At 69.8% G+C, this 13,758-nt stretch carries 16 protein-coding genes and 2 pseudogenes; 9 read left to right on the forward strand and 9 right to left on the reverse strand.

Annotated elements, in window-relative coordinates:
• The 4 genes and pseudogenes from B043_RS12870 to B043_RS0111875 form a co-directional block, all read left to right on the forward strand.
• Positions 1 to 258 (forward strand): annotated as a pseudogene (locus B043_RS12870) (transposase); the annotation flags it as partial.
• Positions 259 to 289: 31 nt separating this feature from the next.
• A complete protein-coding gene (locus B043_RS0111865; RefSeq protein ID WP_018462162.1) occupies positions 290 to 1,195 on the forward strand; it encodes an ABC transporter ATP-binding protein in 906 nt (301 codons plus the stop codon).
• Positions 1,188 to 1,940, forward strand: a complete 753-nt coding sequence (locus tag B043_RS0111870) for a hypothetical protein (RefSeq protein ID WP_018462163.1) — start codon at positions 1,188 to 1,190, stop codon at positions 1,938 to 1,940. The genes B043_RS0111865 and B043_RS0111870 overlap by 8 nt, the downstream gene beginning before the upstream one ends.
• Complete coding sequence (locus B043_RS0111875; RefSeq protein WP_018462164.1) at positions 1,930 to 3,003, forward strand: YbfB/YjiJ family MFS transporter; 1,074 nt, start codon at positions 1,930 to 1,932, stop codon at positions 3,001 to 3,003. Before B043_RS0111870 ends, B043_RS0111875 begins: the two co-directional genes overlap by 11 nt.
• On the opposite strand, the gene B043_RS0111880 is transcribed toward B043_RS0111875, so the two are convergent.
• Entirely contained in the window at positions 2,990 to 3,310 is a 321-nt protein-coding gene (locus B043_RS0111880) for an FUN14 domain-containing protein (RefSeq protein WP_018462165.1), read from the reverse strand. The genes B043_RS0111875 and B043_RS0111880 overlap by 14 nt on opposite strands.
• A 42-nt stretch (positions 3,311 to 3,352) precedes the next feature.
• Positions 3,353 to 3,904: an HD domain-containing protein gene (locus tag B043_RS0111885; RefSeq protein WP_018462166.1), complete on the reverse strand. Its 552-nt coding sequence runs from the start codon at positions 3,902 to 3,904 to the stop codon at positions 3,353 to 3,355.
• 16 nt (positions 3,905 to 3,920) lie between these two features.
• Here B043_RS0111885 and ispF point away from each other — a divergent pair, with 16 nt between their 5' ends.
• The 4 genes from ispF to B043_RS0111905 are packed head-to-tail and all read left to right on the forward strand — an operon-like array spanning position 3,921 to position 5,793.
• The gene (gene ispF / locus B043_RS0111890) at positions 3,921 to 4,379 is read left to right on the forward strand and encodes a 2-C-methyl-D-erythritol 2,4-cyclodiphosphate synthase (protein WP_016330087.1); all 459 of its coding nucleotides are present in this window, start codon (positions 3,921 to 3,923) and stop codon (positions 4,377 to 4,379) included.
• Positions 4,372 to 4,968: a trimeric intracellular cation channel family protein gene (locus B043_RS0111895; protein WP_018462167.1), complete on the forward strand. Its 597-nt coding sequence runs from the start codon at positions 4,372 to 4,374 to the stop codon at positions 4,966 to 4,968. Before ispF ends, B043_RS0111895 begins: the two co-directional genes overlap by 8 nt.
• A gap of 9 nt (positions 4,969 to 4,977) precedes the next feature.
• Entirely contained in the window at positions 4,978 to 5,460 is a 483-nt protein-coding gene (gene moaC, locus B043_RS0111900) for a cyclic pyranopterin monophosphate synthase MoaC (RefSeq protein ID WP_016330089.1), read from the forward strand.
• Positions 5,461 to 5,469: 9 nt separating this feature from the next.
• Positions 5,470 to 5,793, forward strand: coding sequence for a NifB/NifX family molybdenum-iron cluster-binding protein (locus B043_RS0111905; protein WP_018462168.1), 324 nt, complete (start codon positions 5,470 to 5,472; stop codon positions 5,791 to 5,793).
• On the opposite strand, the gene B043_RS12480 is transcribed toward B043_RS0111905, so the two are convergent.
• The 6 genes and pseudogenes from B043_RS12480 to B043_RS0111940 form a co-directional block, all read right to left on the reverse strand.
• Entirely contained in the window at positions 5,750 to 6,715 is a 966-nt protein-coding gene (locus B043_RS12480) for a hypothetical protein (RefSeq protein WP_018462169.1), read from the reverse strand. The genes B043_RS0111905 and B043_RS12480 overlap by 44 nt on opposite strands.
• A gap of 10 nt (positions 6,716 to 6,725) precedes the next feature.
• Positions 6,726 to 8,174 carry a phosphodiester glycosidase family protein gene (locus B043_RS0111925; RefSeq protein WP_018462170.1) on the reverse strand — a complete coding sequence of 483 codons (1,449 nt, stop codon included), beginning with the start codon at positions 8,172 to 8,174 and terminating at the stop codon, positions 6,726 to 6,728.
• A 34-nt stretch (positions 8,175 to 8,208) separates the two neighbouring features.
• On the reverse strand, positions 8,209 to 10,563 hold the full coding sequence (locus tag B043_RS13505; RefSeq protein WP_425425195.1) for an RtcB family protein: 2,355 nt from the start codon (positions 10,561 to 10,563) through the stop codon (positions 8,209 to 8,211).
• Positions 10,564 to 10,584: 21 nt separating this feature from the next.
• Positions 10,585 to 11,088: pseudogene (locus B043_RS13440) on the reverse strand (RtcB family protein); the annotation flags it as partial.
• A 91-nt stretch (positions 11,089 to 11,179) separates the two neighbouring features.
• A complete protein-coding gene (locus B043_RS0111935) occupies positions 11,180 to 11,434 on the reverse strand; it encodes a hypothetical protein (protein WP_016330094.1) in 255 nt (84 codons plus the stop codon).
• Positions 11,431 to 11,694: a hypothetical protein gene (locus B043_RS0111940; RefSeq protein WP_016330095.1), complete on the reverse strand. Its 264-nt coding sequence runs from the start codon at positions 11,692 to 11,694 to the stop codon at positions 11,431 to 11,433. Before B043_RS0111940 ends, B043_RS0111935 begins: the two co-directional genes overlap by 4 nt.
• A 123-nt stretch (positions 11,695 to 11,817) precedes the next feature.
• Here B043_RS0111940 and B043_RS0111945 point away from each other — a divergent pair, with 123 nt between their 5' ends.
• On the forward strand, positions 11,818 to 12,261 hold the full coding sequence (locus tag B043_RS0111945) for a Fur family transcriptional regulator (protein WP_018462172.1): 444 nt from the start codon (positions 11,818 to 11,820) through the stop codon (positions 12,259 to 12,261).
• 72 nt (positions 12,262 to 12,333) lie between these two features.
• Here B043_RS0111945 and B043_RS0111950 read toward each other — a convergent pair whose 3' ends face one another.
• The gene (locus B043_RS0111950; protein WP_026234272.1) at positions 12,334 to 13,731 is read right to left on the reverse strand and encodes a leucyl aminopeptidase; all 1,398 of its coding nucleotides are present in this window, start codon (positions 13,729 to 13,731) and stop codon (positions 12,334 to 12,336) included.
• Positions 13,732 to 13,758: the final 27 nt, after the last annotated feature.

The raw sequence follows: 13,758 nt of genomic DNA on the forward strand, positions 1-13,758 counted from the left end.
CGTTGGGTCCAGGGAGTCAAGACACCACCCTATCGGGTCAGGGGAGGAAGGGTGGTGGAGACGGGGTGGAGAGGGTGGATGGGAAGGGTACGGAACTGGATAGAGACCCGCTTCAGCGTGATGGTGCGGTCTTTGGGGCTTCATCGGATAGAGGCCCGGTCCTACTGGGGGCTGGTGGCCCGGGTGAACCTCATCCTGCTTGTTCACAACCTCATACGTAGCCGGGTGCTTCTCAGGATGGCCGGGGTGGAGCTATGAGGTAGCACACGAAGGAATTAGAATTAGGTAGATGGAAACCCCCTACCTGGTGGCCCAGGACCTCTGGAAGCGCTTTGGAGGGCTGGAGGCGGTCCGGGGGGTGAGCCTGGTTTTGCGGCCGGGGGAGGTCCTGGCCTTTCTGGGCCCCAACGGGGCGGGCAAGACCACCACGGTGAAGATGGCCGCAAGCCTCCTCCTCCCCGACCGGGGGGAGGTGCGCCTTTTGGGCCAAGACCCCTTCAAGAACCCCTGGGCCCTCCGCCACCTGGGGGCGGTCCTGGAGGGGAACCGCAACACCTACTGGCGCCTGACCCCGCTGGAAAACCTCCTCTACTTCGGGGTGGCCCGGGGCCTAAGGCTTGGGGTGGCCAGGCGGCGGGCCCTGGCCCTTTTGGAGGAGTACGGCCTTTTGGAGAAGGCCCACGTGGAGGTGCGCCACCTCTCCCGGGGGATGCAGCAGAAGCTGGCCCTTCTCCAAGCCCTGGTGCACGACCCGGAAGTGCTCCTCCTGGACGAACCCACCTTAGGTCTAGACGTGGAGACGGCGCTTCTGGTGCAGGAAAAGATCCGCGCCCTGGCCCAGGCGGGCAAGGCCATCCTCCTCACCACCCACCAGCTGGAGGTGGCGGAGGCCCTGGCCCACCGGGTGGCCATCGTGCACAAGGGGCGCCTGGTCCTGGAGGGGGAGAAGGCGGGGATCCTCAGGCGCTTCGCCGGGGACCACTACGTGATCGAGCCGGAAGGCCCCCTGCCGGCGGAGGTCTTGGCCCGGCTTAGGGCGCTCGGGGTGGAGGGGGAGGGGCCCTTCCTCTACCGGGGGGACGGGGCGGGGCTTTGGCGGGTCCTCGAGGCCCTGAAGCCCCACCCCCTGAGGCGGGTGGCCCGGGCGGAGACGGGGCTTCTGGAGGTGTTCTTGGAGGTGGTGGGGCGTGCTTGACCTCTTTTTGGCCGAGCTCTACCGGAGCTTCCTCGGGCTCCGCCGCTACCCCCTGGACTTCCTGGGGGGGCTTGTGACCCTAAGCCTCATCTTCTACCTCCTCTTCGCTGGGGCGAGGCTCCTGGCGGGGCCTGGGGTGGAGTTCGGGGCGAGGCTGGAGGGGGTTTTGGTGGGGTACCTCCTCTGGACCTTCACCCTCTCCGCCTACAACGGCCTGAGCTTCGTCCTCATGGAGGAGGCCCGCACGGGCACCCTGGAGCAGCTCTTCCTCACCCCCTACGGCCCCACCCGCCTCCTCCTCCTGCGCCAGGCGGCGGACCTCTTCGGCCAGGGGGTCTTCGTCCTCACCCTGGGCCTCGTCCTGGCCCTCCTCACCGGGGCCCGCCCGGCCCTGACCCCTGGGGTTTTGCTCCCGGCTTTGGCCGTCCTCCTTGGGGGGTACGGCCTGGGGCTCCTCATGGGGAGCCTGGCCCTGCTTTTTAAGCGGGTAGAGCAGCTTCTGGGCCTTTCCCAGTTCCTCCTCCTCATCCCCCTCCAGGCCCCGGGGGAGGGGGTTTGGGCCCTTCTCCCCTTGGCCCCGGGGGCCGCCTTGGTGCGGGGGATGATGGCCCACGGAACCCCCTTGGAGCCCCTGCCCCTCCTCCTCGCCTGGGCCAACGGCCTGGCCTACCTTCTCCTCGGGCTTGGGGCCTTCCGCAGGGCGGTCCGGCGGGCCAAGGCGCGGGGGCTCCTCCATGGGTACTAGGGGGCTTTTCCTCCTCCTAGGGCCGGCTTCCGCCTTGGGGGTGGGCCGGTTCGCCTACGCCCTGGCCCTTCCCCTAATGCAGGGGGCCTGGGGGCTTTCCTACGCCCAAGGGGGGCTTTTGGGGAGCGCCAACACCCTGGGCTACCTCCTGGGGGCCCTTCTAAGCCACCACCTCCTTGGGCGCCTGGGCTACCGGAAGGGGTTCTTCCTGGCCCTTTTCCTGCAGGCCCTGGCCGTGGGCCTCACCGGGGCCTTCGGCTTCCCCCTGGCCTTCCTTTTGCGGCTCCTCCAGGGCTTTTTGGGGGCCCTGGTCTTCGTGGGCGGGGCGGCCCTCCTCATGGCCTCCGGGGGCTCGGGCCGGGTCCTGGGGCTCTACTACGGCGGGGTGGGCCTGGGCCTCCTCCTCAGCCCCCTGGCCCTAAGGGAAGGCCTCTCCCCCCTCGAGGCCTGGGGGCGGCTGGGGCTTACGGCCCTTCTCCTGGCCCTTCCCGCCCTGCGGGCCCTTCCGGCCCTAAGGGAGCCGCCCCCGCCCGCCCGGGGGGAAGGGGGCCTTGGCCCCATCCTTCCCCTCCTTCTGGCCTACGGGCTTTACGGGGCGGGGTACATCGGGTACATGACCTTCGTGGCCGCCGCCCTAGGCCAGGGGGCGCTCCTCTTCGTCTCTCTAGGCCTGGGAGCGCTCCTCACGGGGTTCCTGTGGGGCCCCTGGGTGGAGCGGGTGGGGGGGTGGCGGGGGCTCTTCCACGTCCTTTTGGTGCTCTTTCTGGCCAGCCTCCCGCCTTTAGCCCAGGCCTTCCCCGCCCTCAGCGCCTTCCTCTTTGGGCTTTCCTTCCTGGGGGTGATCACCGCCCTCACCCAGGCCTTCCGCGCCCTCCTGCCCCCTTCCGCCTGGCCTAGGGCCATGGGGCTTTCCACCGCGGCCTTCGCCCTGGGCCAGGCCCTGGGCCCCGCGGCCACCGGCCTCTTCGCCGAGGCGATGGGGCGGGCGGAAGGGGCGCTTTGGGCGGCCTCCTTCCTCCTCCTCCTGGCCCTCCTTCCCGCCCGGCCCCTTACCCGGCCCTAAGACCTAAAAGAAGCCCCCCCACGAAGCTCGCCCCAAAGGGGAGGTTGTAGGTGAGGGTGGAAAGAAGCCTCTCCCAGAGGCTCTTAAGGCCGGGCTGGTCCAAGAGGGGCTCCATGTCCTTCTGGATGCGGGTCCAGTCCACCTGGACGTACCCCGCCTGGGCCAGAAGCTGGAGGGCGATGAAGAGGAGGCCGAGGCCAACGGCCAGCAGGCGGCCGATCTTCTTCAAGGCGTAGCCCACCGCGTAGCCCGCCAGGCCCCCGAAGGTGATCTGGCCCAGGTAGGGGGTGAGGTCGGGAAGGTTCATCCCCCTCACCCTAGCCAGGATGGCGCCCCTTCGGCAAGGGGGCTATTTGAGCCCGAGGAGGTCCGCCTCGGCCTTCATGGCCTCCAGGACGAAGGCCAGGTGCTCGTCCAGGGAGAGGCCCAAGGCCTCCGCCCCCTCCCGGATCTCCTCCCGGTTCACCCCCTTGGCGAAGGCCTTGTCCTTGAACTTCTTCTTGAGGCTCGGGAGCTCGAGGCCCAGGATGGACCGGTCGGGGCGCACGTAGACCGCGGCGGCGATGAGCCCGGTGAGCTCGTCCACCGCGAAGAGGGCCTTGCTCATGAGGGTCCTCCGGGGCACCCCGGTGTAGCTGGCGTGGGCCAGGATGGCCTCCAGAACCTCCTCCGGGTAGCCCAGGCGCCTAAGCTCCTCCACCCCCCGGTAGGGGTGCTCCGCGGGGTATTTCTCGTAGTCCATGTCGTGGAGAACCCCCGCCATGGCCCAAAGCTCCTCGTCCTCGCGGAAGCGGCGGGCGTAGGCCCGCATGGCCACCTCCACCGCCCGCATGTGCCGCCTTAGGGACTCGCTTTCCGTCCACGCCTCCATGAGGGCCAGGGCCTCTGCAAAGCTCGGCATGCCCTAAAGTATAGCCATGCGCCTGGGCTACGGAGAGGACAGCCACCGCCTCGGGGAGGGCAGGCCCCTCTACCTCTTTGGCCTCGAGGTCCCAAGCCCCTTAGGCCCCTTGGCCCACTCCGACGGGGACGCCCCCCTCCACGCCCTCACGGACGCCCTCCTTTCCGCCTACGCCCTGGGGGACATCGGCCTCCTTTTCCCCGACACCGACCCCCGCTGGCAAGGCGCAAGGAGCGAGGTCTTCCTTCGGGAGGCCCTAAGGCGGGTGGAGGCCCTGGGGGGAAGGCTTCTCCAGGTGAGCGTGGTTGTAGTCCTGGACCGGCCCAAGCTTGGGCCCTTCCGGGAGGCCTTCAGGGAGAACCTGGCCCGCCTCCTTGGCCTCCCCCAGGACCGCATCGGCCTCACCTTCAAGACCTCCGAGGGGCTCGCCCCGGAGCACGTGCAGGCCCGGGCGGTGGTCCTCCTCCATGATTGAGCTCCTCGCCTGGCTCGGCACCCTGGTCTTTGCCGCCGCGGGGGCCCTTAAGGGGGTGGAGAAGGGGTTTGACCTCCTCGGGGTCCTGGTCCTGGCCCTGGTGACCGCGGTGGGGGGCGGGTCCATCCGGGACGTTCTGGTGGGCGTCCTCCCCCCTTCCGCCCTAAGGGACGAGGGCCTACTCCTCTCCACCCTTGTGGTGGGGCTTCTCGTCTTCCGCTTCCACCGGAGGGCCCTAAGGCTTTCCCGCCTCCTCTACTACCTGGACACCTTAGGCCTCGGCCTCTTCGCCGCCCTGGGCGCGGAAAAGGCCCTCTCCGCCGGGCTTGGCCCCTTGGGGGTGGGGATCGCGGGGGCCCTTTCCGGGGTGGGGGGCGGGGTGCTCCGGGACGTGCTCTCGGGGGAGGTGCCGGGCATCCTCTACCGGGCGGGGGACCTCTACGCCTCCGCGGCCTTCTTGGGGGCCCTCCTCTTCTACGCCCTCCACGGGCTCTACCCCGAGGGGGCCCTGGTCCTGGGGGCCGCGGCCACCTTCCTCCTTCGGGTCTTCGGGCGGAGGCTTGGCCTGAGCCTCCCCACCCCCCGGTAAACTCAGGGCATGGACCTCACCCACTTCAAGGACGGCCGCCCCCACATGGTGGACGTGACGGAAAAGGAGAAGACCTTCCGCACCGCCACCGCCGAGGCCTACGTGGAGCTCACGGAGGAGGCCCTCCTGGCCCTGGAAGGGGGGGGCGTGGGCAAGGGGGACCCCCTGCAGGTGGCCCAGCTTGCGGGGATCCTGGGGGCCAAGAGGACCGCGGACCTCATCCCCCTCTGCCACCCCCTGCCCCTTACGGGGATCGAGGTGCGGGTGGAACTGGAAAAGGAGGCCCGGCGGGTGCGCATAGAGGCCACGGTGCGCACCAAGGCGGAAACGGGGGTGGAGATGGAGGCCCTCACCGCCTGCGCGGTGGCCGCCCTCACGGTGTACGACATGCTGAAGGCGGCCTCCAAAGGGCTCGTCATCTCCAAGGTGCAGCTTCTGGAGAAGACCGGAGGCAAAAGCGGCCCCTGGCGCCGGGATAGGGGGGAGGGGTAATATAGACCCATGCGCATCGCCATCGCTCTAACCAAGGGGGAAGACCGCGTGTACCCAGGTCCCTTCGGCCACGCCCCCCGCTTCGCCATCTACCAGGTGGAGGGGGAAGAGGCCCGGCTTCTGGAGATCCGCCCGAACCCCTACGCGGCCCTCCACGGGGAGGGCAAGCACGAGAAGATGCGGGAGCTCCTGAAGGACGTGGACCTCAAGGTGGGGGCCCGCTTCGGGCACGGGGGAGGGCTTGGGGCCTTCCCCGTGGCGGGGCGGCGGGAGGTGCCCCCGGTGGGGCTTAAGGAGGTCCTGGCCCTCCTCCTGGCCCAAAGTACCGCCTGAGAAGCTCCCGGGCCTCCGGGGGGAGGGGGGTCCTTTCCAGGTAGACCTCCACCCCCCGCTGGACTCGCCCTGGGGGCCTCCCCTCCGGCCAGGGGCTCGGCAGGGGGGCTTCCCCTGGCCCCTCGCCGGGCGAGAGGAGGCCCGCCCCCGGGCCCTCGGGGGTGGGGCCTGGGGTTTGGGCCTCCCGGAGGGCTGGGGAAGCGCCCCCTGGGCCCGCCTGGCCTTGCCCTCCCCCGTCTTCGGAAGGGGTCCCTGGCCCCCTGGCCCCCCCTTGCTCCCCCTCCCGGCCCGGTTGGGCGGGGGTCCCCCGGGGTTCCGCCGTGCCCCCATCCCCTGACCCCCTGCCCCCCGCCCCTTCCGGGGGCCTCGAGGCGCCCCCCCCATCCTGCCCCCTTTCCCCTGTGGAGCCCTCTTGTGCGGTGGGCGTTTTGGGAGCGCCCTCTTGCCCTTCCTGGCCAGCTGGCCGGCCCTCCTGGGCGGGAGGGCTCCCTCCCTCCTGTGGGCGCCCCTCCCCCGATCCCCGGGGCTCGGAGGGAGGGGCGCCCACCTGGGGGGCCTGGGGCAGGAAGGGCACCCCCCCTTCCCCCGGGGCCAAAGGCCTCCAGAGGGCCAGGAAAAGGGCCAGGAGGTAGAGGAGGAAAAGCCCATAGGGGAAGGGGGGAAGGGGCACTGTCACCCTCTTCGCCTCCCGCCAGAGCCGCTCCTCCCCGTAGCGGAGGGCGGTGGGGTAGGCCAGGCTCACCCGGGCGATGGCCCTTAGGGCCTCCCCCGCCCAAAGCCGGGCCGGGAGGAGGAGGGCCAGGGGGGAAAGGAGGGCCAAGGGGGGAAAGAGGAGGCCCGAGAGGGCGAGGAGGAGGGCGAGAAGGAGGCGGTACCGCCAGGCCAGGCGGTGGGCGTAGCGCAGGTGAAACCCGGGCTCCACTCTACCCCCATTATGGGGTGTAGAGGGCCAGGGCGCTCACCACCGGCCGGGGGGTACCGGCGTAGGGGTTTTTGAGCCTCCCCCGCACCCAAAGCTGGGCCGAGCCCCCCCCGTCCATCCGTAGGGCGTTCCAGGCCCCAAGCTCCAGGAGGGCCTGGGCCAGGCGGTCGGGGGTGGTGGCCTCGGAGACGAGGAGCCAAAGCCGCCCCTCCCGTGTCCAGGCCACCGCGGCCTGGGGCGCCACCGCCTGAAGGGGCCTTGGGTCCTTGAAGTTCTCCTCCTCCGGCCGGAAGGCGTACCGCCCCTCCTGGAGGAGAAGGGGGCCGGCCTCGAGGGCGTAGCGGAAGGGGGGGTCCAGCCGGCCGTAGAGGCTAAGCCGGTCCCCCACGGCCAAGGGGAAGGGAGGCGCCCCTTGGGGAAAGGCCAGGGCCCAGGCTCCCCCAGGAAGCTCAAAGGGCGCGGGGAAGATCCCCTCCACCCTCTCCCCCCGCACCAGGGCCACCTCCTCCCCCGCCCGGCCCACGGGCCCCGGCACGGTGTGGGCGGTGTAGCGGGCGGGGAGGGCGTTCAGCCCCACCCGCACCCTTTCCCCCTTAGGGCCCGCCACCACCGCCTCAAAGCGGGGCCTGCCCAGGAAGAAATCCCACCCGTTCCAGAGGAGGGCGGTGCGGCCGAAGGGGTGGCTCACCGTGACCCCGTCCTGGACCCAAAGCCCGATGGGGGTCCCCGTCTTGGGGTCAAAGTACCCCCCGTTGAGGGCGGCCAGGGCCCCCGGGGCCAGGTCCTTGGGGAGGGCCCGCTTGCCGGGAATCCCCACAGGAAGGAGCCTCCCCCTTTCCGCCTCCACCAGGTAAAGCCTTAGGGGCTCCGGGGTGAAGGCCCAGACCTCGCGGTAGCGCACCCCCGGGGCCAGGGGCTCCTCCACCTCGGAGGGCAAAGCGTAGAGGTCCAGCACCAGGCGGGGAGGGTGCTCCAGGGGGAAGAGGCGGTGGTAAAGCCGCCCCTGGGCCTCCAGGGAAAGCTCCGTCCCCTCCGGGAGGAGCCGCACCCGAAGGGATAGGCCCGGCGGGGGCTTTAGGGCTAAAAGCCCCGGGGCCAAATAGGGCAGGAGGAAGCGGGCCCGGTCCCACCCCTGGGACCTTTCCCCAGGGAAGGCCCCGGGCAGGTCCAGGACGATGCGGAAGCCCCGCCCTTGGGGCCCCGCGCGCACCCCGGCCTCGGGAACGCGGAAGTACCCCAGGGCCTTCAGGGCATCCAGGGGCACCCTCTCCCTTTCCGGAGGGGGAAGGTCCAAGGGAGGCTCGGCCCAGCCCACCCCCGGGACGTAGACCAGCCGCACCCCCTGCCCCTCGTACACCCAGGCCCCGCCCTCCTCGCGGAAAGCGAGGCCGAAGGTTTCCGCCGGAACGCTTTGGGCCAAGGTGAGGCCCAGGAAGAGAAGAAGGCCAAGCCGCCTCATCCCCCCATTGAAGGGGGTTTGGATGAGAAAGGGCTTACCCCTTGACCACGATGAGGGGCCGCAGGCGGGCCACCTTCCTGCCGATGCCCGCCCCCTGCACCGCCTCCACCACCACGGAAACGTCCTTGTAGGCCTCGGGCATCTCCTCGTCCACCGTGGCCCGGGTGGCGGCCCGCACCAGGATGCCCCTTTCCGCAAGCTCCTTCACCAGGTTGCGCTCGCGGGCGGCCTTCTTGGCCTGGTGGCGGCTCATCTTCCGCCCTGCCCCGTGGCAGCTGCTGCCGAAGGAAACCGCCATGGCCTTCTCTGTGCCCGCCAGGACGTAGGAGTAGCGGCCCATGTCCCCCGGCACCAGGACGGGCTGGCCCACCTTCCGGTACTCGGGGGGGATCTCCGGGTGGCCGGGGCCAAAGGCCCGGGTGGCCCCCTTGCGGTGGACCAGGACCCGGCGGCCAAAGTGCTCCTCAAACTTGGCGTTGTTGTGGGCCAGGTCGTAAAGGACCCTTAGGCCGTGGTCCCTCGGGGCAAACCCCACCGCCTCAAAGGCCTCCCGCACGAAGTGGGCGATGAGCTGGCGGTTGGCGAAGGCGAAGTTGGCCGCGGCGGCCATGGCCTGGAGGTAGGCCTCCCCCTCGGGGCTCTTGATGGGGGCCGCGGCCAGCTGCTTGTCCACCAGCTCAATCCCGTACCGGGGGGCAACTTTTAGGAAGCGCTCCACGTAGTCCTGGCAGACTTGGTGGCCGAGGCCCCGGCTTCCGGTATGGATGAGGACCGTGACCTGATTGGGGAAAAGGCCGTAAGCCTCCGCGGCCTCCGGGTCGTAGATCTCGTCCACGTACTGGACCTCGAGGAAGTGGTTCCCGCTCCCCAGGGTGCCGATCTGGGGGGCCCCCCGCTCAAAGGCCCGCTCGGAGACCTGGTCGGGATTGGCCCAGGGGAGGCGGCCTTCGGACTCAATGAAGCGGAGGTCCTCCGGGTAGCCGAAGCCCCTCCGGATGAGAAACCCCGCCCCCTCCTTCAGGATCTCCCTTAGCTCCCGCTTGGAGAAGCGCACGTCCTTCCGCTCGCTCCCCACCCCCGAGGGGACCAGGCGGTAGAGGGCGTCCGCCAGCGCCCGCTGGCGGGGGAGGAGGTCCTCCAGGGTGAGGTGGGAGGTGAGGAGGCGTACGCCGCAGTTGGACACCACGAAGCCCTCGGCAATGAAGTTGTGGTCTGGATGGGCCATGGTGAGGTCGTAGACCCGTCCCCCGTAGGGCACCCGCTCCACGGCTACCACCTCGTCCATGGGCATGGCCCCCGCCCCCTCCAGGTATTCGGGGAAGGTGGGGAAGGCCCAGGGCCGGAAGGAACCCCGCTCCCCGTACACGCTCCGCTCCACAAAGCGGCGGGAAACGCCCAGGGCCTCGGCTACCCTTTCCGGGCTCCTAAAGTCCCGGTGGAGGGCCTGGGCCAAGGCAGCCTTCTCCGCCCGCTCGGCGAGGTGGGCCTCCTTAAGGCGGAGGTACAAAGCGGCGTGGAGGGCAAGCCGGGCCTTCCTAGGGCTATAGGCGTAGCCCACCTCCTCGTAAAGCCGAAGAAGGTTCTCTGGGGTGGCCCTAAGGACGAGCTTTAGGCGGTGGGAGGTGTCCCCGTCAGGGGCCTGCCAGTCCTTCTCTTGGTAGAGCCCCTGGACCTCGAGGCCCATCCCCTCCAGGAGGCGGGCCAGATCCTCCAGGAAGAGGCGGCCCGCTTGGAGCCAGGCCTGGCGCTTGGACTGGCTGAGGACCGGGGCCTGAAGGTTGTAGCCGTGGCCGGGCACTGGGGCAGGGGCCGATAGCTCCGCTCCGAAGAGGCCTGCCAGAAAGTTGGCCCTAAGCCAAGGGGGCAGCGCAAAGAGCCAAGCGGGCAGGGGGAAACCCTGCTTGGCCTTGGGCCCCAGGGGCAGGCCCAAGGCGTGGAGGAGGGCCAAAAGGCCCCGGGAGGAAGCCTTAAGGCTAGCCTCCGCTGCCTCAAAGACGCGCCCGCGGAAGGCGTGGCGGCGCCGCCTGAGGTAGGGCCCACCCGCCCGGAACCCCAAGCGGGCGAGATCCCTTTGGGCCTCGAGGAGGCCCTCGGGCTCGCCGTAGAGGATCAGGTAGGCCCGCCCCCCGCTCCGGTAAAGGGTCCCGTCCCCCAGGGCGTACCCGAGGAGGCGGAGGAGGGCGGGCAGGTGGGGGTGGGAGGCCTTAAGGGGAAGGAGGCCCCGCCCCTTGAGCTCCTGCCAAGCCTGGGGAAAACCCAGGGCCTGGCTTAGGGCCTTGGCCTCCTCCTCGGAGAGGAGCACGGTCTCGGGTGGGGGTTCGTAGGGCAGGCCCCGGAAAGGGTGGACGGCCACCCGGTCCCCGGGGGCCAGATGGCCTATGGGGCGCATCCCCTCAGGGGTGTAGACGGGGTGGTCCGAGGTGGCCTCCAGGACCCACCCACCCCGGGTGCGAAGGCGCACCAAAGCCTCCCCCTCCCGGGAGAGGAGGAAGGCCGCCCGCCCCTCTTCGGGCCTTTCCCCAAGCCGCCAGCACCAGAGATGAGGGTCTTCCTCCCCCGCGAGCTCTTCTATGGGCCGGGTGTATCCATCCCGGAAAAGCACCCGAGTGCCCGGGGGGAGGCAGTTGATGTCAAACCCCACCCCGCCCGGGCTCACCACCCCGCCCGCCTCGGGGTCAAAGGCCGCCACCCCCCCGATGGGGAAGCCGTAACCCCAGTGGATGTCCGGCATGGCCAGGGCGGGCTCCACGATGCCGGGCAGGGTGGCCACGTTCATGAGCTGCTGGAGCGAGGCGTAGCCCTCGGCCTCGAGGTCCTTTAGGATCTCCTCCGAGGCAAAGAAGACCGCGTCCACCCGCATCTTCCCCTGCCGGGGGATGCGGTAGGTGTAGGGGCCCACCTTCTGGAAAACCATGGCGCCCTCCCAAAACAAAACCACCGGGCTTTTCCGCCCGGCCTTACCTTCACCCTACCGCCTTATGCGCTATGCGTCAAGGGTATGCGCCCTAGGCCTGGAGCCCCGGGGGCTCGGGGGCCTCCCAGGCGAGCTCGAGGAGCCCGATGAGGTCCTCCACCGGCACCCCATAGTCCCGGGCCAGGCGGGCCACCTCGTGCCCCAGGCGGCGGAGATGGGCCAGGTGGCTTGGGTCCACCTCTTCCGCCAGGTCCCTAAGCCAGGAGAGAAGGGCCTGGGCCTCCTCGTCCGTTAGGCCGTCCGTGAGGGCCTCGTCCTCCATCAAGTAGGCTAGGTCTTCCCTCATCGCCGCTTCAGCTCCTCCTCCTTCCCCACCCAGCCCGCCCGGCGGGCCAGGGCCTCAAGGTGCTGGGGGTCCCCCAGGGCCTCGGCCTCCATCCTAAGCCGGGCCACCCGGGCCTCCAAGAGGGCCAGCTCCCCTTCCAGCCGCCTGGCCTCCTGGGCCAGGGCGTGGGCCCGCACCCCCTCCTGCAGGAAGAGGAACAGGGCATGGGCAAGCCCCAGGGCGAACACCAGGTGGAGAAGGCGGTGAACAGGCCGGTCCAAAGCGGGTTCATTATACCAGGCTGGGAGAGGGGGGCATGGAGGGCCTTCTAACAGACCACCTTTTCCAGGGTGTTGCATTTGCACAGGATAGGTGTATACTGGAATCGTAAGGAAGGAGGAGCCATGCCAAGGACTAGGGAAAAAGAAAACTATCGGGCGCGGCTAAAGGCGGTGGGCCTCCGGCACACCCTACCTCGGGAGCGCATTTTGAGCTTCCTGGACCGCAAAAACGTCCACCCCACCCCTGAAGAGCTCTACCAGGGTCTGAAGAAGCGGGGGTACGACATCGGCCTCTCCACCGTCTACCTGAACCTCCACGTCCTCCGGGAGCACGGCCTCATCTACGAGTTCAAGGACCCCAAGGGCAACACCCGCTACGACGGCTACAACGAGCCCCACGTGCACCTGGCCTGCCAGGAGTGCGGAAGGGTGGAGGACCTCCTCCTGAAAAACCTCCCCGAGCTGGACCTAGGCCCCGCCCTCCAGGCCGCGGCCGAGCGCTCGGGCTGGGACCTAGAGAGGGCCCGGGTGGAGTTCAGGGGCAAGTGCCCAGACTGCAAGGCCTAAAGGCCCCGTAAGGGAAGGCCCCCGTTTCCGGGGGCCTTCTTTACGTACCCCAAACGAAGGGTGCCCTAGGCGTTACAAGGCCTGGGCCAGCTCTAAGATGGTGCGCACCCCAAAGCCCGTCCCCCCTTCCGGCCCCAGGGCGTGGGCCTTGCGGGCAAAGGCCGGCCCGGCGATGTCCAGGTGGACCAGGGGCACCCTCACGAACTCCGCCAGGAAAAGCGCGGCCACGATGGCCCCACCGTAGCGGTCCCCCACGTTCTTCAGGTCGGCCACGGGGCTTTTCAGCTTCTCCCGGTAGCTCCCCTCGAGGGGCAGGGGCCAGACCTTCTCCCCCGCCCTTTCTGCCGCCTTTTGCACCCTCTCCCCAAAGGCCTCCTCCGTGGCGAAAAGGGCCGCCACCTCCTCCCCCAGGGCCACGGTGGCCGCCCCCGTGAGGGTGGAAAGCTCCAGGATCCGCTCCGCCCCCTCCCGCTCCGCGTAGGCCAGGGCGTCCGCCAGGGTGAGGCGCCCTTCCGCGTCGGTGTTCATCACCTCCACGGTCTTGCCGGAAAGGGTCTTCAGAACGTCCCCGAGCTTGTAGGCGTGGCCCGAAACCAGGTTCTCGCAGGCGGCGATGTAGCCCCGAAGCTCTACGGGAAGGCCGAGCTCCGCCGCGGAAAGGAAGGCCCCCAGCACGGCCGCCGCCCCCGCCATGTCCCCCTTCATGGTGGCCATGCTCTCCGTGGGCTTCAGGGAGTAGCCCCCCGAGTCAAAGGTGATCCCCTTGCCCACCAGGTCCAGCCGCGCCCGGGCCCCTTCTGGGCGGTAGCGGAGGACGATGAAGCGGGGGGGCTCGTCCGAGCCCTGGGCCACCGCCAGGAAGGCCCCCATCCCCAGGGCCCGGATGGCCTCCTCGTCCAGCACCTCCACCTCCACCCCATACGCCCTAAGGCCAAGGGCGGCCTCCGCCAGGACGCGGGGGGTGAGGGCGTTTGGGGGCTCGTTCACCAGGTCCCGGGCCCAGGCCACCCCCTGGGCCACCTTCCGGGCCCGCTCCAGCACCCCTTCCTCCACCCCGGAAAGGGTCAGGGTGAGGTCTTTTTCCTCCTTCTTCCCCTTGTAGCGGTCAAAGCGGTAGCTCCCCAGAAGAAGCCCCTCCACGAAGGGGTAGGCCTCCCCGTAGGGCTCGGCCACGGCCTCCCGGAAGCCCGTCTTCAGGAGGGCCTGGGCCAGCCTCCCCCCAAGGGCCCGGCCGTCCCCTTCCCGCCCCGTGCCGAAGAGGAGGGCGTACCCCTCGGGAAGGGCCAGGAGGAGGCTTTCCCCAGCCTCCCCTTTGAGCCCGGCCTCCTCCACCGCCCGCCTTAGGCGCCCCCCTAAGGCCTCGTCCAGGACCTTCCCACCGCCCAAAAGGCCCTCCGGACCGAAGAAGACCACCTTCAAGGGCGCCTTGGCCTCCAAAACCCCGGCTTCGGTTCGCTGAAGCGCAAGCACGCTTGGGTTATACCACGGTGTGCCAAA

This window comes from Thermus oshimai DSM 12092 (assembly GCF_000373145.1).
Taxonomy (GTDB): Bacteria; Deinococcota; Deinococci; order Deinococcales; family Thermaceae; genus Thermus; species Thermus oshimai.

Coding starts and splice junctions, on each gene's coding strand:
- B043_RS0111875 (WP_018462164.1), top strand. CDS start 1,930: ATGGGTACTAGGGGGCTTTTCCTCCTCCTAGGGCCGGCTTCCGCCTTG.
- moaC (WP_016330089.1), top strand. CDS start 4,978: ATGGACCTCACCCACTTCAAGGACGGCCGCCCCCACATGGTGGACGTG.
- B043_RS0111895 (WP_018462167.1), top strand. CDS start 4,372: ATGATTGAGCTCCTCGCCTGGCTCGGCACCCTGGTCTTTGCCGCCGCG.
- B043_RS0111945 (WP_018462172.1), top strand. CDS start 11,818: ATGCCAAGGACTAGGGAAAAAGAAAACTATCGGGCGCGGCTAAAGGCG.
- B043_RS0111935 (WP_016330094.1), bottom strand. CDS start 11,434: ATGAGGGAAGACCTAGCCTACTTGATGGAGGACGAGGCCCTCACGGAC.
- ispF (WP_016330087.1), top strand. CDS start 3,921: ATGCGCCTGGGCTACGGAGAGGACAGCCACCGCCTCGGGGAGGGCAGG.
- B043_RS0111865 (WP_018462162.1), top strand. CDS start 290: ATGGAAACCCCCTACCTGGTGGCCCAGGACCTCTGGAAGCGCTTTGGA.
- B043_RS13505 (WP_425425195.1), bottom strand. CDS start 10,563: ATGCGCCCCATAGGCCATCTGGCCCCCGGGGACCGGGTGGCCGTCCAC.
- B043_RS0111880 (WP_018462165.1), bottom strand. CDS start 3,310: ATGAACCTTCCCGACCTCACCCCCTACCTGGGCCAGATCACCTTCGGG.
- B043_RS0111925 (WP_018462170.1), bottom strand. CDS start 8,174: ATGAGGCGGCTTGGCCTTCTTCTCTTCCTGGGCCTCACCTTGGCCCAA.
- B043_RS0111905 (WP_018462168.1), top strand. CDS start 5,470: ATGCGCATCGCCATCGCTCTAACCAAGGGGGAAGACCGCGTGTACCCA.
- B043_RS0111885 (WP_018462166.1), bottom strand. CDS start 3,904: ATGCCGAGCTTTGCAGAGGCCCTGGCCCTCATGGAGGCGTGGACGGAA.